This window comes from Chitinophaga sp. CC14 (assembly GCF_048957795.1).
Lineage (GTDB): Bacteria > Bacteroidota > Bacteroidia > Chitinophagales > Chitinophagaceae > Chitinophaga > Chitinophaga ginsengisegetis.
In genome coordinates, this window is record NZ_JARBFY010000001.1 from 1,834,403 (window position 1) to 1,856,453 (window position 22,051).

A 22,051-nucleotide genomic window follows, 5' to 3' on the forward strand; every position below is an offset into this window, starting at 1 on the left:
ATAGGTTGGCGTTAAGGCCGTTTCACAGGTATATTCAAAGCATAAAAATAGCAATAATGTTTGGAAAAGCGATGCATTTATGTATGTGGCTGAATGGCCGTAACTTAGCATAAAAAGGAATACCGGATATGGACAGTCAGTATTGGAATAACCGCTATCTTAAAGGAGATACGGGCTGGGATATGGGAGCGGTGTCTCCTCCCCTGAAAGAGTATATCGATCAGCTGGTAGACCGGGATATTCGTATACTCATTCCCGGTGGAGGCAACAGTTACGAAGCTGCTTACCTGGCGGGTCAGGCTTTTAGTGATGTAACAGTGCTGGATATTGCACCGGTATTGGTAGAACAGCTGCGAAAAACGTTTGCCCGTACCCGTGTGAAAGTGCTGGAAGAAGATTTTTTTGCCCATAAAGGCAGCTACGACCTGGTATTGGAACAAACATTTTTCTGCGCGCTGCCGCCTTTTCTCCGGATGGATTACGTAGAACATATGTATTCGCTGATCAAGCCCGGCGGACATCTGGCAGGGGTGCTGTTTAACCGTCATTTTACACAGGACGGACCACCCTTTGGTGGCACTGAAGCGGAATACACCAAGTTGTTTTCTCCCTTATTTGATATTAAAACGTTACAGCCCTGTTATAATTCTCATCCGGCCAGGCAGGGCACCGAGTTGTTTATTAATTTTATGCCGAAAATAAAGAAGATATGGGACGAGTTTTCTTAGCCATCATGTTGATGCTCACAGGCATTACCGCAATGGCACAACAGCAACAGGCGGTAGATGCTGCTGAATTTGATAAGGATATCCAACAGCCTGGTGTACAGGTATTTGATGTGCGTACCGCAGGAGAATTCAGTACCGGGCATTTGCCACATGCCTTACAGGCCGATTATACAAAGAAAGAAGAATTCAAAGACCGGGTGCAATACCTCGACAAGAAAAAGCCCGTTTATATTTATTGCCTGAGTGGTGGCCGCAGCGCCGCCGCTGCCAGGTGGATGAGAGAAAACGGCTTTACAAATGTAGTGGAGCTGGATGGTGGTATCAACGCCTGGAAGCGGGCCGGCAGGCAATTGGAGGGTGTTGCTGAAAAGAAGCCCCAGCTTAGTGTAGCTGATTATAACAAAGCTGTACAGGCAAAAGGATATGTACTCACCGATGTGGGAGCCGCGTGGTGTCCTCCCTGTAAACAGATGGAGCCGGTGCTGGAAAAATTCATCCAGAAACATCCGCAGGTAAAAAAGGTAGCGGTGGATGGTGGTAATGATCAGGATGTAATGAAATCTGTTGATGCAACGAAGCTGCCTACTTTTATTTTTTATAAAGATGGGAAAGAAGTAGCACGGAAGCAGGGTGTGATGGAACTGGCGGAGTTGGAAAAGCTGGCGGGGTTATAATTGAGATATACACCAAATGATAGAAAAGTCCGGAACCATAGTTCCGGACTTTTTATTTTAGAAGCCATATATGCCGCCATACTTCCCTTTCGCATATGCGAGGAACTCGCCGAACACCAGCTGTTTCCCTGTTACTTTCTCACATAATTCATTCGATGTATAAAACCTTCCAAACGGATGAACATTGGTACGCAGCCATTCCAGTAATGGCTGATAATCGCCGCCGGCAATACGTGCATCTAAACCAGGCACCTGTTTTTGTGCGGCAGCAAAGAATTGAGCAGCATAAAAACTACCGAGTGAATAAGTGGGAAAGTAGCCGAAGCTGCCGTGCGACCAGTGGATATCCTGCAATACGCCGTGAACATCGTCGGGTACCGTTACGTGCAGGTATTGACGGTAGTATTCATTCCAGGTGTGTTTCAGATCTTTTACATCGATACTGCCATCGATCAGTCCTTTTTCAATTTCATACCGGATCATGATATGGAAATGATAGGTCAGTTCATCTGCTTCTGTGCGGATGAGCGACGGTTGTACTTTATTGATGGCTTTATAGAATGCATCCAGCGATACATTTCCGAGGTTTTCGGGGAAAAGTTGCTGAAGACGGGGATAATGATATTGCCAGAAGAGGAGGCTGCGGCCCACGTTGTTTTCCCAGAGGCGCGACTGGGATTCGTGTATACCCAAACTGGTGGCTTCTCCGCAGGGAAGACCGTATTGTTCAGTGGGCAGTCCCTGTTCATAAAGGGCGTGGCCGCCTTCATGGATACAGCTCCAGGTCATGTTCCCAAAATCATTTTCATCGATGCGGGTGGTTACCCTTACATCAAGTGGGCTGAAGCTGGTGGTGAAAGGATGTTCGGAAACATCCTGCCGGCCTGCTTTCAGATCGTATCCCATGTTTTCCAGCAGGGCTAGGCCAAATTTCCACTGTGCGTCGCGGTTATAATGTAGGTGCAGGAAATCCTTATTGATGGCGGGTTGCTGTTCTATTTGGGTGAGCAGCGGTGAAAGGGCGGTTTTCACTTCATTAAAAATGGTATCCAGCATACCGGTGTGGGCGCCTTTTTCATATTCGTTCAGGAGGGCATTGTAGGGGTGGCCTTCATAGCCCAGGATATCTGTTTCCTGTTTCTTCAGTTCAATCATCCGGGCAAGCGCCGGGGCAAAAATGGAATAGTCGTTGGCTTTGCGGGCTTTGATCCAGGCGTGATAGCTTTCGTTGGTCACTCTCGACATTTCGGCCACAAAGGCTGCCGGGTATTTTTTATTCTTTTCAAAGTCTTCTGTAGAAAGAATGATATTTTTTTGTTCTACCGGATCCAGCGTGGTATTGCCTTTCAGGGCCTGGAGAATAGTTTCCAGTTCCGGGGCAGTGAATAGTTCGTGGGCAATAGAGCTGAGGGTGGTGATCTGCTGACCACGGAATCCGGCGCCTTTTTCCGGAAGATAGGTTTCCTGGTCCCAGCCAAGTACCGCCAGGGCATTTCTTACATCTGCAATTTTTTGCATTTTTATTTTGTAATCCGCATACTGTTCTGCTGTAGATTTGCTTCCGGGCATAAAAGATAATTTTTTGCAAATTTAGCAGATGCCGCGAATGAACCATTAATTTTTGCAGATATGAAGATAAAAGAGATCATACAGGCCATCGAACAGTTTGCGCCTTTGCAGTACCAGGAGAGCTACGACAATGCCGGGCTTATTTTCGGGCGGGCAGATGTGGAGCTGACCAATGCCCTGCTTACCCTGGACGCTACAGAAGCTGTTATTGACGAGGCTATTGCAACCGGATGTAACCTGGTGATTGCCCATCACCCGATAGTTTTCGGGGGATTGAAGAAGATTAATGGAAATAACTATGTAGAGCGGGTGGCGATTAAGGCCATTAAACATGATATTGCCGTATATGCGGCGCATACCAACCTGGATAATGTGCGGAACGGGGTGTGTGCGCAGATGGCGGCAAAGCTGGGACTGGAACAAACACGGGTATTGCAGCCTAAGCGGGGATTATTAAAAAAGTTATTCACATTTGTGCCTTCGGCAGATGTGGAAACGGTGAGGGCTGCTTTGTTTGAAGCGGGCGCCGGCCATATTGGCAATTACAGTGAATGTAGTTTTAACGGAGCAGGTGAGGGTACGTTTAAGGGAGCGGAAGGCACTGATCCTTATGTAGGTACGCCCGGAAAACGACATTTTGAGGCTGAAATAAAGTTGGAAGTAATTTTTCCGGTATATTTGGAAGGAAAAATTTTACAGGCGCTGTTGGGCAGTCACCCTTATGAAGAGGTGGCTTATGATGTGGTAAGCCTGGAAAATGCTTATCAGCAGGTGGGTTCGGGATTGATCGGTACCTTACCGGAGGCGATGGACGAGCTGGAATTTTTGCAGTTTGTAAAGGAGCAGTTCCGGACTGGTTGTGTGAAATATACCCCATTGAGGGGGCGTTCCGTAAAAAAAGTGGCGTTATGTGGGGGAGCAGGCAGTTTCCTGTTAAAGCAGGCGATAGCAGCCGGGGCAGATGCCTACATTTCGTCGGATTTCAAGTATCATGATTTTTTTGACGCTGACAATCAATTAATTATAGCAGATATCGGACATTTTGAGAGTGAGCAGTTCACAGTGGAATTATTTTATCATATATTGACCGAAAAATTCCGTAATTTTGCGCCTCTTAAATCTACGATTAAAACAAACCCGGTAAATTATTTATAATACATGGCAACCGTAAAAGAATACTCCGTTGAAGAAAAATTAGCGTCTGTACTCAGATTGCAAAAGATCGATTCCAAGCTGGATGGGATCCAGGTGTTGAAAGGGGAGTTGCCGATGGAGGTAAAAGACCTGGAAGACGAGATCGAAGGCCTGAACACACGTCAGTCTCACATTGAGAATGAAATGAAAGGTATACAAGACTTTGTTGCCAGCAAGAAAAACGCCATCAAAGAAGCGGAAGCGCTGATCAAGAAGTACGAGAAGCAGCAGGATAATGTGAAGAATAACCGTGAGTTCGAAGCCATCACCAAAGAAATGGAGATGCAGGCGCTGGAAATCAAGCTGGCTGAAAAGCATATCAAGGACGCTAACGAAGAGATCAAGGAAAAAAGCCGCGTACTGGAAGTAGCCAAGAAAGCGGTAGCAGATAAAGAAGCGAACCTGAAGCACAAGAAAGGCGAACTGGAAAAGATCATCGGCGAAACAGATAAAGAAGAGAAAGCATTCCGCAAAGAAAGTGAAGATGCTAAAACCAAGGTAGATCCCCGCTTATTGCAGGCTTACGAGAAAATCCGTAAGAACTACCGCAACGGTTTGGCGGTGGTAACTGTAGAGCGTGATTCCTGCGGTGGCTGCTTCAATGCCATTCCTCCTCAGCGTCAGGCAGAAATCCGTCAGCACAAAAAGATCATCGTTTGTGAGCACTGCGGACGTATCCTGGTGGATAACGACCTCGAAGCAACTGTGACTATCTAATTATAGTCTATCAGCAATAAATATTTAAAGGACATCTTCGGATGTCCTTTTTTATTGGTGTATGTGCATAAAAAAATATACTAATTTATTTAGTTTTGTTTTACTAATTATATTAGCTTTGTGTACATTACCGTTGCGCAGGTACCTTGCGTAGTAGTTCTTTTATTTTGTGGCAGGGATTTAGCTAAACAATACAACTTTTAAAAAATGTGAAGTGTTATTTGGGATTTGGAAGATGTTATGAGAGATTTGGCCTTTAATTTTGGAATTTTTCCCCGTATGCGTATTATTTTTTCTTTGTTGTTATTGTTGAGCGTAGGATTTAACGTGAACGCCAGGCAGAAAGTATTTGATTTTAACACCCGCTGCGAGCAGGCATATGATGCCATCATGCAGTTGAGGTTAAACACCGGCAGGGCTTTGCTGGAAGCAGAGAAAAAAGAGCACCCGGATAACCTGGCGCCTTATTTCCTGGATAACTATGCGGATTTTTTCCCGCTCTTCTTTAATGAAGATCCTGCGGAGTATTCAAAGAAAAGGAGCCTGCGGTCTTTCCGGCTGAATAAAATGGCGGAAGGTTCCCCGGACTCTCCTTATTACCTGTATACGCAGGCAGCTATCAAGTTTCAGTGGGCCCTGATCAAAATAAAGTTTGATGAGAAATGGGACGCTACCTGGGAAATCCGGAAAGCATATATGATGCTGAAAGAGAACCAGCAACGGTTTCCGGGCTTTGTTCCCAATAACCTGCTGCTCGGCGCCATGCAAACGGTGTTCGGCACTATTCCCGAAGGTTATAAGTGGATCACCAATATTCTCGGCCTTAAAGGCAGTATGAAAGAAGGGATGGCCAATGTGAACAAGTTCATTGAGAGCAATGCGCCGGAAGCAAAAATGTTCCGGGAAGAATCTTACTACTATTATTGCTACCTGATGTTGTTTATTGTGAATAAACCGGAAGAAACGTGGGAATTCTTACAAAGAAAACAACTGGATACTAAAAATAACTACCTGTTTGCTTTAATGGTGGCAAACCTTTCTTTGAACAACCAACGGGCTGCTACCGGTATAAAAGTACTGCAGGAGCGGAATGATACAGCGGAGTATGCAGACATGCAGTATTACAATTATGTAATGGGATTACTGAAACTAACGAGGCTGGATCCGGATGCACACATTTACCTGGAACGGTTTGTCAGTAATTTTAAAGGCAAGTTTTATGTGAAAGAGTGTTTGCAGCGACTCAGCTGGTACTATTACCTGGAAGGGAACCAGGCCACGGCAGATAAATACCGGGCCATGATTCTGACGAAAGGCGGCGTGGAAACGGATGCGGACAAACAGGCACTGAAAGAAGCCAAAACCGGCAAATGGCCCAACCCCTTCCTGTTGAGAGTACGCCTGTTGAGTGATGGCGGATATTTCAACAAAGCGCTGGCATTGCTGCTCACAAAAAAAGCAGCCGAATTCCCGGCAATGGAAGATAAACTGGAATACGCCTACCGTTTGGGCCGCATTTATGATGAAAGCGGGCAAGACGATCAGGCCATTGCCATGTACGAAGTAACCGTGAAAGTGGGCAGCAACAGGCCGGAATATTATGCGGCACGGGCTTCCCTCCAAATGGGTTACATTTATGAAAAGAGAAATGAAAAAGCCAAAGCCATAGAATGTTATCAGCGTTGTCTGAACATGAAAGGCCACGATTATAAAAATTCCCTTGACCAGCGCGCCAAAGCAGGCATGCAGCGGGTAAACGGAACCTGAGCTTTCAACATCATAAAGGAATTTCCTTACTTATGTTACAGCGATTAACCATCAAGAACTACGCAATTATCGATCACCTGGAAGTAGACTTCTCAGGGAACCTGAACGTGATCACCGGAGAAACCGGTGCAGGTAAATCCATCCTCCTCGGAGCCCTTTCCCTGATACTGGGAGAAAGAGCAGACCCGGGAGTATTGTTCGATAAAACAGGCAAATGCATCATAGAAGGGCTCTTTAAAGTAAAGAAATCACAAATCGCTACTTTCTTCCAGGAACACGAACTGGACCTGGAAGATCAGCTGATTATAAGAAGAGAAGTGAGCGCCACCGGTAAATCCAGGGCGTTTGTGAATGATACGCCGGTGAACATCTCCCAGCTGGCAGAACTCAGCGGTTACCTGGTAGACCTCCATCAACAGTTTGACACACTGGCGCTCGGTAACGCCGATTTTCAGCGGGAAGTGATCGATGCCCTGGTCAACAAACCTGCCGAACTGCAACAGTACCACCAGGGATTTGTTCAGTACACACAGGTGCAGAAGAAATACAAACAACTGCTGGATAACCGCGACAACGCCAATAAAGAGCTGGACTATAACCGCTTCCTGCTCGACGAACTGGCAGAAGCAGGTTTCAATCCCAACGAAATAGAAGACCTGGATGCAGAACTGCAAACATTAAGTCACGCAGAAGAAATAAAGAACACCCTGAACCGGGTGTATTTTCAGCTGAAGGAAGACGAACAGCCCATCCTTCAACAGCTGAAACAGCTGCAGTCATCGCTGCAGGCCTTATCCGCCTTTCATAAAGACATGCCCGCGGTATCTGAACGCCTGTTATCCACTTACCTCGAGCTACAGGATATTGCCGGAGAAGTGGAAAGCATCAACGACCATGTACAATACGACGCGCAACGGATAGAGCTGGTGAATGAAAGAATGGCGCTGGGATACCGTTTATTCAAGAAACACGGTGTACAAACCACTGCCGAACTACTGGCCATAAAAGAAGTGCTGACCCAAAAGGTAGAGGATGTGCTGAACCTGGATGAACAGCTGGCATCGCTGGAGCTGGAACAAACCCGGCTGAAAGAAAGTCTGCAGAAAGCGGCGGCTATCATCACCGGGCATCGCCAGGAACAGGCCGGTCCTTTTGAAAAACACGTGAATGCTTTACTGGCGCAGGTAGGCATGCCTAATGCACGCCTGAAAGTAGACATCATCCCCGGAGAGCTCAATTCATACGGACAGGATACCATCGAATTCCTGTTTGATGCCAATAAGAGCAACCAGTTTGCACCAGTGGGGAAAGTGGCGTCCGGCGGGGAATTGAGCCGTATTATGTTATGTATCAAATCGCTGGTGGCACAGTCGGTAGCGCTGCCTACCCTGATCTTTGATGAAATTGATACTGGTATTTCGGGAGAAGCTGCCCGCCAGGTGGGTGTTATATTGAAAGATCTTGCCAAATCGCACCAGATCATCTGTATTACCCATCAGCCGCAGATAGCCGGGAAAGCAGATGCGCACTACTTTGTATATAAAGACGCCAAAGCGGATAAAGTTACTACCAGCGTACGTTTGCTGTCGCAGGATGAGCGGGTGAATAAAATTGCCCAGATGCTGAGCGGAGAACGGCCTACTGCTGCGGCGCTGGAGAATGCCCGCGAAATGCTGGCTGTACATTAATAACTGCTATCTCATTATAGCTGTTAGCCTTTAGCAGGCTGCATTTAGTTAACGGGTAACCGTCTAAATGCTGGTCGCTGATAGCTAACAGCTTTTTTTTTCAACTATAACGACTATTTTTGCCGAAATTAATTTTTGACCAAATGGCTCATAACTTATTAAAAGGGAAGAAAGGTATCATCTTTGGCGCACTGGACGACAAATCTATTGCCTGGAGAACTGCACTGCGTTGCGTGGAAGAAGGCGCTGAAATTGTGCTTACCAATGCCCCTATTGCCCTGCGTATGGGTGAGATCAACAAACTGGCGGAAACCTGTAAAGCACCTGTTATTCCGGCTGATGTTACCAATATGGATGATCTGGCCAACCTGTTCAACAAATCTATGGAGCACTTTGGTGGTAAGATCGACTTCGTTCTCCACTCCGTAGCAATGGGTATGAACATCCGTAAAGGCAGAAGCTATACCGACCTGGATTACGATTTTAATCACAAAACATTTGATATCTCTGCGATGTCTCTGCACCGTGTTCTGCAAACCGCTTACAAGCTGGATGCCTTGAACGAATGGGCATCTGTTATTGCATTGTCTTATATCGCGTCTCAGCGTGTATTCCCTGACTATGGAGAAATGGCTGATGCCAAAGCCCTGCTGGAATCAATTGCACGCAGTTTCGGTTATCACTATGGTACCCACAAAAAAGTACGTGTAAACACCATCTCCCAGTCGCCTGTTAAAACCACTGCTGGTGGCGGCGTGAAAGGTTTCGATGGCTTTATGTCCTATGCAGAGAAAATGAGCCCGCTGGGTAATGCCACTGCAGACGAGTGCGCTAACTACGCCGTAGCCATGTTCTCCGACCTCACCAAAATGGTGACCATGCAGAACCTGTTCCACGACGGAGGTTTCTCCTTCACTGGTGTTTCCAAACCAGTGATCGACCAGATGGAAAAATAGATCAGTCATTTATGGAGCCTGGCGATGTTGCAGATATGAGAGGTTCATCTCTGCAACATCGCCGGATCTCCGAAATACCAAAATAAAAGCCGCTTCCTTATCAGGAGCGGCTTAGTAATTATTTGTCATAGTTGAACGGGAGTACGGTCAGCGATACTGGCTAATATTCATCTTCATTAAAGAAGAAGTCATCCTGCGACGGATAATCAGACCAAATATCTTCAATCCCCTCATAAATTTCCCCCTCATCCTCCAGCTCCTGAAGGTTCTCGATTACTTCGATCGGTGCACCGGAGCGAATGGCGTAGTCGATAAGTTCGTCTTTAGTAGCTGGCCATGGAGCGTCCTCCAGGTATGAAGCTAATTCTAATGTCCAGTACATCTTATTAAAATTTTTACTTTTTAATTTTTCGCAAAAGTATTATTTAATTTGAAATAAACAACTTTTACTATTTTATCGGTTAATTACTTTTCTTTGGGTTATGCTAACCGCTCGCAATGTTACCAAAAATTATTCCAATTTACCCATATTAAAAGGGGTAGACATTACTGTCAGTAAGGGAGAGATTGTAACCATCGTAGGTTCCTCCGGAGCCGGCAAGAGTACCTTGCTGCACATTCTCGGAACCCTCGATACGCCCACTGCAGGCGAAGTATGGCTCAATGATGTCAATCTGACCGGTTTAAAGGGAAACACCCTGGCCGATTTCAGGAACCGTCATATTGGCTTTATTTTCCAGTTCCATCACCTGCTGCCGGAATTCACTGCCCTCGAAAATGTTTGTATTCCCGGCTATATTGCCGGTACCCGCAAAAGCCAGGTAAAAGAAAAAGCCGTTTTCCTGCTGGAAACGCTTGGGCTGAAAGACCGGCTGGAGCACAAACCCAATGCCCTCTCCGGCGGAGAACAGCAAAGAGTGGCTGTGGCACGCGCCCTCATCAATGATCCGGACGTGGTAATGGCCGACGAACCAACCGGTAACCTCGACTCCCGCAACGCCCGGGAACTGCACCATCTTTTCATGGAGCTGCGCGATAAACTGAAGCAAACCTTTATCATTGTTACGCACAATGAAGAACTGGCGCCTATGAGCGACCGCCAGCTGGTGATGAAAGATGGCAGAATTATTTAGCCGTAAATACGGATGCCTGCCTTAAAAGTATTGCAGTGCGCATTTACAATATCACGGATGTGGGTGGAATAGCCTCCTCCCATGGCCACTGCGCAGGGGATGTGATGTTTTTTCAGCGAATGGAAAACCATTTCATCCCGCTCCAGGCAGCCCTGTTGCGTTACTTTCAGCTTCCCGAACTTATCCGTTTCCAGGATATCCACCCCCGAAAGATAAAAAACGAGGTCCGGTTTTACCCGGTTAATCAGCACCGGCAATGCTTCTTCCAGTAATTGCAGGTATGTGCCGTTATCCATACCATCCGCCAGGGGAATATCCCAGTCGGATGTTTCTTTATGAAAAGGGTAATTGTGTGCGCCGTGCATGCTAAACGTATATACATGCGGGTTACCGGCAAACAGCGCCGCTGTGCCATTGCCCTGGTGCACGTCGAGGTCTATCACCAGCGCCTGTTTGATCCGTTGCCGGTGCAGCAGGTAATTGGCGGCTACGGCAAAATCGTTGAGCAGGCAGAAACCTTCCCCATGACCGGCAAAAGCATGGTGGGTACCGCCAGCCACATTAAAACCAATACCATGATCGAGTGCATGCAGCGATATGTCTATGGTTCCCTGTGTAATCACTATTTCCCGTAAGGTAAGCGCAGGAGATTGGGGGAAGCCAATTTTCCGCTGTTCGCGTGGCTCCAGTGTCTGATCCCTCAGCTTATGCCAGTACTCAGCGGTATGCGTTAAAAGAATAGTTTCTTCCGTAGCCGGCGCAGGGGCAAATAATTGCGTGGGGATAATAACGCCCTCCCGCAGCAGCTGGGCCGGTATCAGCTCGTACTTGAGCATCGGGAAGCGATGATCGGCGGGCAAAGGATGGGTGTATATATCGTGACTGGCAATTTTCATTGTGCGCGTATAATCGTTTTTCCGGCTATTACAAACACTGGATCCCTTTCTTCGGGGTCGAGGCTGGCCGAACCGGTAAAGTGGCCGAATGCGGGTAAAATGCCGCAATGCCGGCCAAAATAAAAGCAGGGTAAACGCAGCCGTTGCCTGCCGGCGCCATGCATCACGAAAGCCGGGTGCAGGTGCCCGGAAAAAGTATAGGCGAAGCCATTGTTATCTTCACAAGGCTCATGGATAAAATGAATGTTACGCAAAGTAAGCGCAGGGTGTACATTGATCTGCAGTTCCTCGTACACGGCATCAGGCATAATATCATGATTGCCCTTCACCAGGTCAAAGGAGATCCGGGAAAACTGCTGCCGCCATAATTTGAAATAATGCACTTCGTTATTCTCCCGGCTATGGAACATGTCTCCCACTATAATGATCCTCTCGGGCAGGAACTGCGTGATCAACTGTTGCAGCCGGAACAGGTCTTCCTGTACAATGCCCGCCGGCACGGCAATCCCTGCCTTGCGAAAATGAGCCGCTTTTCCCAGATGCAGATCTGAAAGGATCAGCGCTTTCTCTTCTTCCCAGAAAATCGCCCGCTGGGGTGATAAATGCCAATGCTGCTCCTGAAAGTGAAATATTTCCGCGACCACTGAATCAACTGTTTTTTAATGAGGTGCAAATTAGAGATTTCTTAACCGTTCACCGTGATCAATTTTTTGATCCGGTCTTCCAGCTTTTCGCTGGTCATGGTATCGCGCAAACTGTCCACCTTAATCGGGAAGCAGAAGGGGGTGAGCTTTTGTGGGGTGGTGATCACGATCCTGCTTACCGCGATGCGCTCCAGCGTTTCCCTTAAACGGGCTTCTTCCATCTGGTAAAAAAAGGCTTCGTTGAAAGCCTGCTTCAGCAGCAGGTTTTGCGGGTCGTAGTCTTTGAATACATTAAACAACAGCGAGGCAGAGGATTGCAGGTGACGGTTAGCCTTGTGTTTACCGGGATAACCCTGGAATATTAAACCGGCTATCACCGCAATGTCGCGGAATTTTCGCCGGGCCATTTCGGTAGAGTTAACACTGGTTTGCAGTTCCACGAGTAAGTTTTCGGTAGAAAAAAGCTGTTTGGCGTTTTCGGCTGTCAGCGGAATAGGCTGGTCAGATAACAACTCGAAGCCATAGTCATTCATGGCGATGGAAAAAGTAATGGGCTGGATACGGCTGATCCGGTAGGCCAGCAGCGCTGCCATTACTTCATGTACCAGCCGTCCTTCAAAAGGATATACGAAAAGATGATAACCGTCTTTGGTGGCTATCTGTTCAATCAGCAGCTCATTGGCCTTTGGAATATGCGACAGTTCTTCCTGCAGGTTGAACAGCGGTTGTAAAGCAATCAGCTCCGGGTCTTTTGTGTTCCCCGACAGGGCTTCATTGAATTTTTCGCGCAGCATGCGTCCCAAATTGGAAGAGAGGGGAATACGGCCGCCCTGGTAGCTGGGCACAATTGATCTTTTGGAATTTGATTTGCGGACCAGTACTGTCATATCCTTAATGAGGATAAATTCCAGGTTGCGCCCCGCCAGTGTAAAGGAGTCGCCGGGCGACAGGCGGGAAATAAATCCTTCTTCAATCACGCCGATATAGCCGCCACTCATGAACTTTACTTTGAGCATGGCGTCACTCACGATAGTGCCTATATGTAAACGGTGACGCATTGCCATCATCCGGCTGCGGCAGATGTAGAAATTCCCTTCCCGTTCTACTTTTTTGAATTCATCATAGCTGCCCAATGCATCGCCGCCGGTAGTGAGGAAGGAGAGGAGCCACTGCCAGTCATCTTCCGTAATATGCTGATAGCAAAAGGTATGGCGTACTTCTTCCCATATTTCATGGGCATGAAAGCCATCGGATACTGCCAGCGTCATCAGGTATTGCAATAATACATCGTAAGCGAGTAACACCGGCATCCGGCTTTCTATAAGATCCTGTTCCATAGCGGCTTTCAGCGCGGCGGCTTCTACCAGTTCCAATGCGTGGGTAGGCAGGAAGAAAATTTTACTGATGGCTCCGGGTTGATGCCCGCTACGGCCGGCCCTTTGCAGGAAACGGGCCACTCCTTTCGGACTGCCCACCTGTATAACGCTGTCTACCGGCCGGAAATCCACGCCAAGATCCAGGCTGGCAGTGCATACCACCGCCTTCAGGATACCGTTGTGCAGCGCTTCTTCCACCCATATACGCAGCTCCATATCTATAGAACCGTGATGCAAGGCCAGCGCGCCCGCCAGCATGGGATCTTCACGGAGAAGGGCCTGGTACCATAACTCCGACTGCGACCGGGTATTGGTAAATATCAGCGTGGTTTGGCTGTCGTTGATAATGGGTAATGCCTGCGGCAGCATTCTGATACCGAGATGTCCTGCCCACGGATAGTTTTCTATCTCATGGGGGATCACACTTTTCAGGGCGATATTCTTTTTCAGTTTGGCGCGGATAATAAGGCCATCGCTATGATAGGGGCCCAGCAATACTTCCAGCGCTTCATCGAGGTTGCCGATGGTTGCGGAAATACCCCATACTTTCAGCCGGTCTTTGCATAGTCCCCTCAGCCGGCTGAGGCCCAGTTCCACCATTACGCCGCGTTTACTACCTATCAGCTCATGCCACTCATCCACCACTACGGTGTGCAGGTGTTTAAATACGGCGGGATATTCTTTTTGTGCCAGCAGCAGGTGCAGGCTTTCCGGTGTAATGATGAGTACTTCCGGCATCTGCTTTTTCTGTGCCGCCCGCGTTGCAACAGGTGTGTCGCCACTGCGGATGCCCACCTGCCACGGAACATTGAGTTCCTGCAGTGCGCTTTCCATCGCCCTGCCCAGGTCTTTGGCCAACGCGCGCAATGGCGTTATCCACAATAGCTGTAAACCGTTTTTTGTTTTATGGGAATAATCTTTCGGGTGGGCATCTATCCAGGCGATAACGGCTCCCAGGAACAGGGAAAAGGTTTTTCCGAAACCTGTAGGCGCATTTACGATCCCCGATTTGCCCTGCAGATAAGCTTTCCAGGCATCTTGCTGGAATTTGAAGGGCTTCAGTTCTTTTTCGCCCAACCAGTTATTAATCACTTTCCATCCACCCGAACGTTGTTGCATAGGAATGAAATTAGGATAAAATGATAAATCGTGAAACGCTTATTTTTGCATTATGCTCGCAAAATTTTTCCGGCTCTCCGAACATCACACTACTGTTAAGAAAGAAGTACTGGCAGGGTTAACTACCTTTTCCACAATGGCGTATATCCTGGCCGTTAATCCAAGTATCCTGTCGCGCACAGGAATGGATTTTAATGCGCTGATCACCGCTACCGCCCTGGCCGCTGCTATAGGCACGCTGGTGATGGCATTATATGCCAGGCTGCCTATCGGCGTGGCGCCGGGAATGGGACTGAATGCATTTTTCGCTTACACCATTGTTTCCTCTATGGGTTACAGCTGGCAGTTTGCGCTTACTGCCGTTTTCCTGGAAGGCATTATTTTTATTTTTTTGTCGATGTTCAGGATCCGGGAGGCGATCATCAACAGCATACCGGAGAACCTGAAGCATGCTATTTCGGTGGGTATCGGGTTATTGATTGCATTGATAGGTATGGCCAATGCAGGCATCATTGAAACGGGTATGCATCATGTGGGAGATGGAAAACTGGATGGCGTGATCCTGAAAATGGGCGATGTTACCAGTATTGGCCCCCTGATTGCCTTGATAGGACTGATCGTCAGCGCGGTGCTGATGTACCGGAATGTGAATGCGGCATTGCTGATCGGTATCCTGGCTGCTACAGTAGTGGGTATTCCGCTGGGCATTACGCATTTGCCGGCCAACGGCCAGCTGGTAAGCCTGCCGCCTTCGCTGGCGCCGGTAGCGTTTAAGCTGCAATTCGATAAAATATTCACCCTGGATATGGTGATGATCCTGTTTACGTTGCTGATGGTAAACCTGTTTGATACGGTAGGTACGTTGATCGGTCTTTGTAATAAAGCAGGACTGCTGGATGAGAATGGTCGCTTACCCCGCGCCAAACAGGCTTTGATGGCCGATGCCGTAGGCACTACTGCCGCGGGTTTATTAGGTACCAGCGTAGTAACGGCGTATGTAGAAAGTGCCAGTGGGATTGCTGCTGGTGGAAAAACCGGTTTAACTGCGCTTACTGTGGCCGTTATGTTCCTGCTCTCCCTGTTTTTTGCCCCGGTTTTCGCTATGATTCCACAGGCGGCCACAGCGCCCGCTTTGATCATTGTAGGTATGCTGATGATGGGAGCTGTTACCAAAATAAACTTCAATGATGTAACAGAAGCCATTCCCGCATTTTTAGCTATTGTGATGATGCCATACAGCTATAGCATAGCAGAAGGGATTGTGTTTGGTATGTTGTCTTACGTATTACTGAAAGTATTAACCGGGCAATATAAAAGTATCAGCCCGGTCATGTATGTACTGGCCGTGTTGTTTATCATCACTTTTCTTGTGAAGTAATTATTCCTTTAACGTAACGGTGTCGTCGCCTACGTAGAGGGTATGCATCATCCCGCATTTAAGGGCGTAGTTATTTTTCTGATGTCCTACGGGAAAATTAAAACATACCGGGAAATTAAAATCCCTCACCTTTTCCAGTACCATATCGTATACGGTTCTGCCAAATTCTTCACCGGGATCATCCGGTTTAATCCGGTTAAACCCACCGATGATAAGACCTGCGAGGTTATCGAGTTTATGTGAGCGCTGGAGGGTGCCCAACATACGGTCGAGGCTATACGGATATTCACCTACTTCTTCCAGGAACAGGATCTTTCCATTGGTATCAATTTCGGAATTGGTACCCGACATGCTTTGAATAATAGAGAGGTTACCACCCGTGAGTACACCTCTTGCTTTCCCTTTCCGGTTGCGGGTATCCGGCAAAGCGCTGTACTGCATCTTTTTGCCTGTAAGTGCCTGGTAGATAGACATGATGGTATCCTGGATAACGGGTTCCGCTTTTCCGAAATCGTCCGGGAAGCTGTTGCACATTTTTGAATGCAGGGAAGCTATGCCAAAGTGCCGGCCAATGTGGCAATGCAGTACGGTGGCATCGCTGAATCCAATCACCCATTTGGGTTTCCGCTGAAAGCGGGAGAAGTCGAGTTTATCAACAATCCGTGCAGTACCATAACCACCCCGGCCACACATGATGGCTTTGATATCATCATCGTTCAGCATGGCCTGTAAATCCGCCAGCCTTTCCGCATCGGTACCGCCGAAACTGTAGTCGCGGTCACCCACGGTTTTGCCTATACGAATATTAAACCCCCAGCTTTCCATAATCCGGATAGCCGGTTGGATCTCATCCCTGTTGATATATCCTGCGGGGCAGGTGATACCAATGATGTCGCCGGGTTTGAGATAAGGAGGAACAAGCGGTTCCTTCTTATCTGAAGGTGTGGCTAATCCAATGCCGGCGAGTGTTTGCAGCGCCGGTAGCCCGGCGCCGGTGGTAATAAGAGCAGACAAAAAGTGTTTGCGGTTCATACGCTTAAAATAAGCATATTTCAGCAAATAATCAGGTGGTGATCATTTCACGGATAGACCAGTGAGCAACGTATTGCCCTTCTTTCAGCTGTATGATATCAATAATACGCAGGGTTGCTTTTTTGCCTGTAGGCGCCTGTCCCATAAAGGGCGCGGTGAAAGTGCCTGTAAATGCTTTATGGGTTACTACTTTGTCATCTTCCGCTATCATATCAAAAATTTCCAGCTGAAGATCCGGCAGCGCAGGATGTAATAACTGTAAGATAAAATCGCGGGTAGCATAGCGGTCGTTGTTACCGGCAGGTGCGGTATGGTTAATAAAGTCCGCCGCTACTATTTCTTCAAAAGCCTGCAGGTTGCCTTTTACCAGGAATTCTTCATTGAAGCGTTTTACCACTGCCTTATTCTTTTCAGATAATGTTTGCATATTTTTCTTTTTTACAGATGCAAAATTATCCCGGAATACTTACGGTCAATAACGGAAAAAGCTCAGATGATAGCCTTTTTGGCTCTTACATGATTGGGTGTAATGCCATACGTTTGTTTGAAGATGCGGATGAAGTGAGAGGTGCTCTCAAAGCCGCATGCAATGGCTATTTCAGCCACCTGCTGCGTAGTGGTTTCCAACAGGGTGTGTGCGAAGGACAGTCGCTGCTCATTGATCCACCGGCGGGGTGACGACTGGTACTGCTGCTGAAAATCGCGCTTGAAGGAAGCCAGGCTGCGGCCGGACAGCCTCGCCATTTCGGCAAGTGTAATGGGCTGAAACAGGTGTTGCTTTACAATAAAGGCAATATCCTGCGGCTGTGCATATACGATCTGTTGCATAAAGGCAAGCACAGCAGCATGTTGCGGCGTAGCCAGCAATAACAGGAATACCTCGTATAGTTTTACAGATAATAACGCCGCCAAAGTGGAAGGCTCCTGCGTAAAGTAAGCCGTATAATGTTCCGAGAAAGCCTCCAGCAACGGGGTGATGGGTAATGTGAGATGACTGGTGGCAGCAGCTTTTACAGGTGTTACATAATTGTATTTATGCAGGAACCTGCGCAGTTGTTCATCTGAAAAATATAACAGCAAACTTTGAAATTGTATTTCTTCCCTCACATAGTCGGACATCACATAAAATCCACGTTTCATCAGCAATATGGAACCAGCTTCCACTTTTACGGTATGCTGATCGAAATGCAATAGTTTGTGTCCCGCCAATACAAATATCATCACGTTTTCTGTCAGGAATATGGTGCGTTTATCAGCCTTACTCCTTTGTTTTAACATGGCGAAGTGGGTGTTGCCTGCTTTGAGGATCTGTTGCCCGTTTTGGTCTTTGGGAAATTTGAGTAACATGGGGTAAAGGTACGCGAAAAATGGATTTTAGGAAGCTGGTTGCTTGTTGGCAATTTGTTCGCGGATAAATTGTTTTTCGCGTTCAAGTTCTGCCCGTAATTCCTCTTCCGTTGGTAACACCAGGCGATATTTTGAAGCAAATAATTGTTCATTTCCTTTTAATACACTGTACTTGACTATAGTTTGATCTTTTTCAGTGCAAAGAATAATTCCTATTGTAGGATTATCTCCCTCAGTTTTTATGCGATCCTCAAACATACGCACATACATATCCATTTGACCTATATCCTGATGAGAAAGCTCATTAATTTTCAAATCAATAAGTACAAAACACTTCAAAATGTAATTATAGAAAACTAAATCAATATAGAAGTGTTTTGTGTCAGTCGTGATACGATATTGCCGGCCAACAAAAGAGAAACCTTTACCCAGTTCCAGAAGGAATTGTTGGAGGTTGCTTATGATTGCGGACTCCATATCATTTTCAGAAAATCTGGCTTGTATATTCATTCCTAAAAATTCCAATACATATGGATCTTTTATAAGATCCGCGGGATGTATTTTTTCCATCTTTTCCTGCGCTAATAGGGCTTCCTGCTTGTTTTGTGTGGAAAGCAATCTCTCATAATATAAGGTATTAATATTGCGTTCCAATACCCGTGTACTCCATTTTTGTGTGGCAACTTCGTTAAGATAATATTCTCTGGCTTTAATATTTTCTACCCTCATAATCAATCGATAATGAGTCCAACTCAATTGGCTACGCAGTGCGTAGCCTTTTTCAAAATCAGGGAAAGACAGGTAGAATTGTCTGAAATTTTTAAGATTAGCTATTGAGAAGCCATTTCCCAATTCTTTCGCAAGTTGTTTTGAAAGCGCATGTATAAGAAACTCGCCATAATTGGCCCGCTGCTGGCCTTGTTGTTCTTCCTCAAAAATACGCTTTCCTATCTGCCAATAAGCATCTACCATAGCAACATTAACAGCTGCGTAAGCTTTCTGTCTGGCGGTTTCAAATATGCTTTTGATTTCGGTTATGAATGATTTTTCAATTAGCATGCAAACAGTATTATAAATTCAAACTTACATGAAATAAATATATTCGTTAAAAGCCGATAGAATGTAGTATTGATAGCTGTTCAGTAGAAAATGGAGGGAGATTTTCAAAGATATGATTGCGTTCTCATTACGAATGAACTTTATGATTTTGAGGTGGTCGCATTTTGCGACTACCTTCAGAAGATTGTGATCTCTATTTGATATCTTTTTAACCTTCTCCCCATAAAATACGTTACTATACTGGCAGCATTTTTGAACTCATCTCCCAAACAAAAACTATGCGTCTCCTCATAATTTTCTTATCACTCCTATCCGCTACTTCCGCAGCCTTCGCCCAAAAGAGCGCCTGGCTTATCACTCCTGGAAAGTCTATCGGGCAAATAAAACTTGAAGCCCCGGCCCAGAGTCTGTCAGTATTAGGAAAACCGGACGGCGGCGATGCCGCTATGATGAAAGCCTGGCGAATCTGGTACAGCCGCAGGAAAGATAACAGCATCGATTCATCGCATATGCTGGCGGTATTCACCGCTATGCGCACACAGGATACGCAATATGTAAAACAGATCCGCGTAAATTCGCCGAAGTTCAGAACCAATAAAGGCGTAGGACCAGGAAGCACCATTGCTGCCATCAAAAAGGCGTATCCTGGTATTGAAAAAACACAGGCTTATGAATCCGCTAATAAAGCCAGGAAAATTGTAGTATATGAAGATAAGAAACAGGGAATTGCTTTTGAAACGGCTAACTCACGTAGCAGGAAACCCGTATGCTCTATGGTCGTTGTTTTTGATCCGGGGGAATCTGCTGCCGGCTACCTCGATTTTCACGCAGGATTTGATCTTATGAACCCCGTGGCGCCATAATTCTTCGCCGGTCCTCCTTTTTTTTCTTCCTCATCTCACGGTCCAGTTCGTGGTAATATTCCCTGGGGTGTTCATAATGACGCCTCTCCCGGTGCTGATGAATACGGATGCCGATATTATACAGCAACGACATGCTAAAGATGCCTTTGACATCTGGATTATTGTTACTGAAATTAAACATGTAAGAAGATTGAAGGCTCCAGGAAGAATTACCCATCGGGAAATTGATCCTGCCATCCAGCACCAGGCCATGCGCATGCACTTCTGTGGTATCTATACCAGGACCGGGATCTACCTCGCGCCGGCCATTGTGTGCAGCATAACCTGCTCCAATGGAATAACCCATATATTTATAGCTACGTGGAGTGGCAGCATTGCCAAAAGTATAATTAACCGTAACGGGCACATTTACCATCCATCCTGGCTGTATAGGCCCGGGTCCTCCGTATCCCTTGTCAGTACTATAGTCATAATAAGAAGGCCCCATTGCAAAGCAGGCGCCAATTGATAAGCTCTCTTTCTCAGAGAATTCATAAAAATTAAATCTTGGCTCAAAACTAAAAGCAAATGCGCCGTAATGATAGCCGCCAATACCGCCAATTCCGACAGCGGATTGAAAAGATTTTTTTTGGGCGGTAACAGTAACAGTTACAAACATTAACAGGGACAGGTAGAGGTATTTCATAGATTTAAAACGGACCAGTTAGATAACAGGTTACAGTAAGTGGCAATTTTTCTATGTTATTTTATCTTGTACCCCTGATCCGCACACCAATGTTATAATCGATACCAATACCGGCAATGCCGTGAATGTCGGGGTTATATCGATTGTTATTAAAGAGATAAGAAAAGCGGATACCCAATGAATGATTGCTGACGGGTAGTCTTATTCCTGCACCCAGCGCTATTCCGGATACATGCACCTGGTTGGTGGTTACTTCTTCATCATCTACAAATTCCACGCTGCGTGTGGAATTATGAAATCCATAACCTGCGCCCATGAAAAAGCCCCATTTTGTGAAAGCCTGTTTGGTGGCGGCATTGCCGTAGTTCCAGGTTAACAGGAATGGTACATTTGCCATGAAGATACTGGTGGAGTTACCACCGGTATTGCTGTTGTAATTATCGCCGATAGAAGTACCGATACCAATGTGTGCGCCTGCCGACAGTGTAGATCTGTCGGAGAAACAAATTACATTCAAACGGGGGGAATATACGATGCCGCCACCGAGAAAGTTATTGCAGGAAAACAAGCCACCGCCTATTGCATGGGAAAATAACCGCGATTGGGCCTGAGCCGCAACAGATATTAAAAAGCATCCTGCACACAGTAACGCGTATAGTCGGAACATAGGTATTGAAAATAATTGGCGTTAAAACACTACCTGGTGCGTAGCTTTAATCACTGAAATTACAAATATACTTTGTGTATGACTCAGATTATCTAACTCACCCAGTTTGTTCACATAAAATTCACGGTACTCATCCATGTCCTTTACCTGCACTTTGATCATGAAGTCGAACTCACCGGAAATATTCAGGCACTCCGTCACTTCCGTGAAACCCAGTATTTCCTGGATGAATTTCTTCCCGCACTTTTTATTATGCTCCTTCAGGGTGATGTAACATAAAACAGTGAGACTTTTATTAATCTTCCTGGGATCTACAATCGCTGCGTATTGTTTGATCACGCCTGCCTGCTCCATTTTCCGGATGCGTTCGTACACGGGAGTAGTGCTGAGATTCAGTTGACGCGCAATATCCCGGATGGTCATTTTTGCATCCTGCTGTAATAACTTCAGGATGCCCAGATCCTTCTCATCGAGGTTCAATTGTATATCATCCGTATTATTTTCTTTTTTGCTTGCCATGAAGATAGGTGTTTGGAACAAATATCTAATTTATTGTTAG

22 protein-coding genes are annotated in these 22,051 nt (G+C 46.5%); 10 read left to right on the forward strand and 12 right to left on the reverse strand.

Annotation, left to right across the window (positions count from 1 at the left end):
* The first annotated feature begins 128 nt into the window (after window positions 1–128).
* A complete protein-coding gene (locus tag PV783_RS07670) occupies window positions 129–728 on the forward strand; it encodes a methyltransferase domain-containing protein (RefSeq protein WP_079469318.1) in 600 nt (199 codons plus the stop codon).
* Complete coding sequence (locus PV783_RS07675; protein ID WP_420987579.1) at window positions 710–1,402, forward strand: rhodanese-like domain-containing protein; 693 nt, start codon at window positions 710–712, stop codon at window positions 1,400–1,402. The genes PV783_RS07670 and PV783_RS07675 overlap by 19 nt, the downstream gene beginning before the upstream one ends.
* 57 nt (window positions 1,403–1,459) lie before the next feature.
* Here the strand turns inward: PV783_RS07675 and PV783_RS07680 are convergent, their stop codons facing one another.
* Window positions 1,460–2,971 (reverse strand): carboxypeptidase M32, encoded by a 1,512-nt coding sequence (locus PV783_RS07680; RefSeq protein WP_420987581.1) that lies wholly within the window; start codon window positions 2,969–2,971, stop codon window positions 1,460–1,462.
* Between the two features lie 60 nt (window positions 2,972–3,031).
* Between PV783_RS07680 and PV783_RS07685 the strand changes: the two genes are divergently transcribed.
* The 5 genes from PV783_RS07685 (at window position 3,032) to PV783_RS07705 (ending at window position 9,293) form a co-directional block, all read left to right on the forward strand.
* Complete coding sequence (locus PV783_RS07685) at window positions 3,032–4,126, forward strand: Nif3-like dinuclear metal center hexameric protein (RefSeq protein WP_420987583.1); 1,095 nt, start codon at window positions 3,032–3,034, stop codon at window positions 4,124–4,126.
* A 3-nt stretch (window positions 4,127–4,129) separates the two neighbouring features.
* On the forward strand, window positions 4,130–4,882 hold the full coding sequence (locus PV783_RS07690; RefSeq protein WP_079469314.1) for a zinc ribbon domain-containing protein: 753 nt from the start codon (window positions 4,130–4,132) through the stop codon (window positions 4,880–4,882).
* A gap of 279 nt (window positions 4,883–5,161) precedes the next feature.
* Window positions 5,162–6,649, forward strand: coding sequence for a tetratricopeptide repeat protein (locus PV783_RS07695; RefSeq protein ID WP_159454261.1), 1,488 nt, complete (start codon window positions 5,162–5,164; stop codon window positions 6,647–6,649).
* Window positions 6,650–6,681: 32 nt separating this feature from the next.
* The gene (gene recN / locus PV783_RS07700) at window positions 6,682–8,337 is read left to right on the forward strand and encodes a DNA repair protein RecN (protein ID WP_420987585.1); all 1,656 of its coding nucleotides are present in this window, start codon (window positions 6,682–6,684) and stop codon (window positions 8,335–8,337) included.
* Window positions 8,338–8,480: 143 nt separating this feature from the next.
* Complete coding sequence (locus PV783_RS07705; protein ID WP_079469311.1) at window positions 8,481–9,293, forward strand: enoyl-ACP reductase FabI; 813 nt, start codon at window positions 8,481–8,483, stop codon at window positions 9,291–9,293.
* A gap of 160 nt (window positions 9,294–9,453) precedes the next feature.
* Here PV783_RS07705 and PV783_RS07710 read toward each other — a convergent pair whose 3' ends face one another.
* Window positions 9,454–9,675 carry a DUF2795 domain-containing protein gene (locus PV783_RS07710; RefSeq protein WP_012794455.1) on the reverse strand — a complete coding sequence of 74 codons (222 nt, stop codon included), beginning with the start codon at window positions 9,673–9,675 and terminating at the stop codon, window positions 9,454–9,456.
* A gap of 100 nt (window positions 9,676–9,775) precedes the next feature.
* Between PV783_RS07710 and PV783_RS07715 the strand changes: the two genes are divergently transcribed.
* Entirely contained in the window at window positions 9,776–10,426 is a 651-nt protein-coding gene (locus tag PV783_RS07715) for an ABC transporter ATP-binding protein (protein ID WP_420987588.1), read from the forward strand.
* Here PV783_RS07715 and PV783_RS07720 read toward each other — a convergent pair.
* Genes PV783_RS07720 through PV783_RS07730 form a run of 3 tightly spaced genes read right to left on the reverse strand, consistent with a single transcriptional unit; the run spans window position 10,423 to window position 14,461 of the window.
* Complete coding sequence (locus PV783_RS07720) at window positions 10,423–11,322, reverse strand: histone deacetylase (RefSeq protein WP_420987590.1); 900 nt, start codon at window positions 11,320–11,322, stop codon at window positions 10,423–10,425. The two genes, PV783_RS07715 and PV783_RS07720, sit on opposite strands and share 4 nt — an antisense overlap.
* Window positions 11,319–11,966, reverse strand: a complete 648-nt coding sequence (pdeM, locus tag PV783_RS07725) for a ligase-associated DNA damage response endonuclease PdeM (protein ID WP_420987592.1) — start codon at window positions 11,964–11,966, stop codon at window positions 11,319–11,321. The genes PV783_RS07720 and pdeM overlap by 4 nt, the downstream gene beginning before the upstream one ends.
* 41 nt (window positions 11,967–12,007) lie before the next feature.
* Window positions 12,008–14,461 carry a ligase-associated DNA damage response DEXH box helicase gene (locus PV783_RS07730; protein WP_420987594.1) on the reverse strand — a complete coding sequence of 818 codons (2,454 nt, stop codon included), beginning with the start codon at window positions 14,459–14,461 and terminating at the stop codon, window positions 12,008–12,010.
* 52 nt (window positions 14,462–14,513) lie between these two features.
* On the opposite strand from PV783_RS07730, the gene PV783_RS07735 reads away from it, so the two are divergent.
* Entirely contained in the window at window positions 14,514–15,839 is a 1,326-nt protein-coding gene (locus PV783_RS07735; RefSeq protein WP_420987596.1) for an NCS2 family permease, read from the forward strand.
* On the opposite strand, the gene PV783_RS07740 is transcribed toward PV783_RS07735, so the two are convergent.
* The 4 genes from PV783_RS07740 to PV783_RS07755 form a co-directional block, all read right to left on the reverse strand.
* Window positions 15,840–16,871, reverse strand: a complete 1,032-nt coding sequence (locus tag PV783_RS07740; protein WP_420987598.1) for a S66 peptidase family protein — start codon at window positions 16,869–16,871, stop codon at window positions 15,840–15,842. It abuts the gene before it with no gap.
* A gap of 31 nt (window positions 16,872–16,902) precedes the next feature.
* Window positions 16,903–17,298, reverse strand: coding sequence for an ester cyclase (locus PV783_RS07745; protein WP_079469305.1), 396 nt, complete (start codon window positions 17,296–17,298; stop codon window positions 16,903–16,905).
* A gap of 62 nt (window positions 17,299–17,360) precedes the next feature.
* On the reverse strand, window positions 17,361–18,218 hold the full coding sequence (locus PV783_RS07750) for an AraC family transcriptional regulator (RefSeq protein WP_079469304.1): 858 nt from the start codon (window positions 18,216–18,218) through the stop codon (window positions 17,361–17,363).
* Between the two features lie 27 nt (window positions 18,219–18,245).
* Complete coding sequence (locus tag PV783_RS07755; protein ID WP_111576677.1) at window positions 18,246–19,277, reverse strand: PDDEXK nuclease domain-containing protein; 1,032 nt, start codon at window positions 19,275–19,277, stop codon at window positions 18,246–18,248.
* 278 nt (window positions 19,278–19,555) lie between these two features.
* Between PV783_RS07755 and PV783_RS07760 the strand changes: the two genes are divergently transcribed.
* Entirely contained in the window at window positions 19,556–20,140 is a 585-nt protein-coding gene (locus PV783_RS07760; RefSeq protein WP_420987601.1) for a hypothetical protein, read from the forward strand.
* Here the strand turns inward: PV783_RS07760 and PV783_RS07765 are convergent.
* From PV783_RS07765 to PV783_RS07775, 3 genes are all read right to left on the reverse strand, one after another.
* Window positions 20,118–20,825 (reverse strand): hypothetical protein, encoded by a 708-nt coding sequence (locus PV783_RS07765; RefSeq protein WP_420987603.1) that lies wholly within the window; start codon window positions 20,823–20,825, stop codon window positions 20,118–20,120. The genes PV783_RS07760 and PV783_RS07765 overlap by 23 nt on opposite strands.
* A gap of 61 nt (window positions 20,826–20,886) precedes the next feature.
* A complete protein-coding gene (locus PV783_RS07770) occupies window positions 20,887–21,492 on the reverse strand; it encodes a hypothetical protein (protein ID WP_420987604.1) in 606 nt (201 codons plus the stop codon).
* Between the two features lie 21 nt (window positions 21,493–21,513).
* Window positions 21,514–22,011 (reverse strand): Lrp/AsnC family transcriptional regulator, encoded by a 498-nt coding sequence (locus PV783_RS07775; RefSeq protein ID WP_079469299.1) that lies wholly within the window; start codon window positions 22,009–22,011, stop codon window positions 21,514–21,516.
* Window positions 22,012–22,051: the final 40 nt, after the last annotated feature.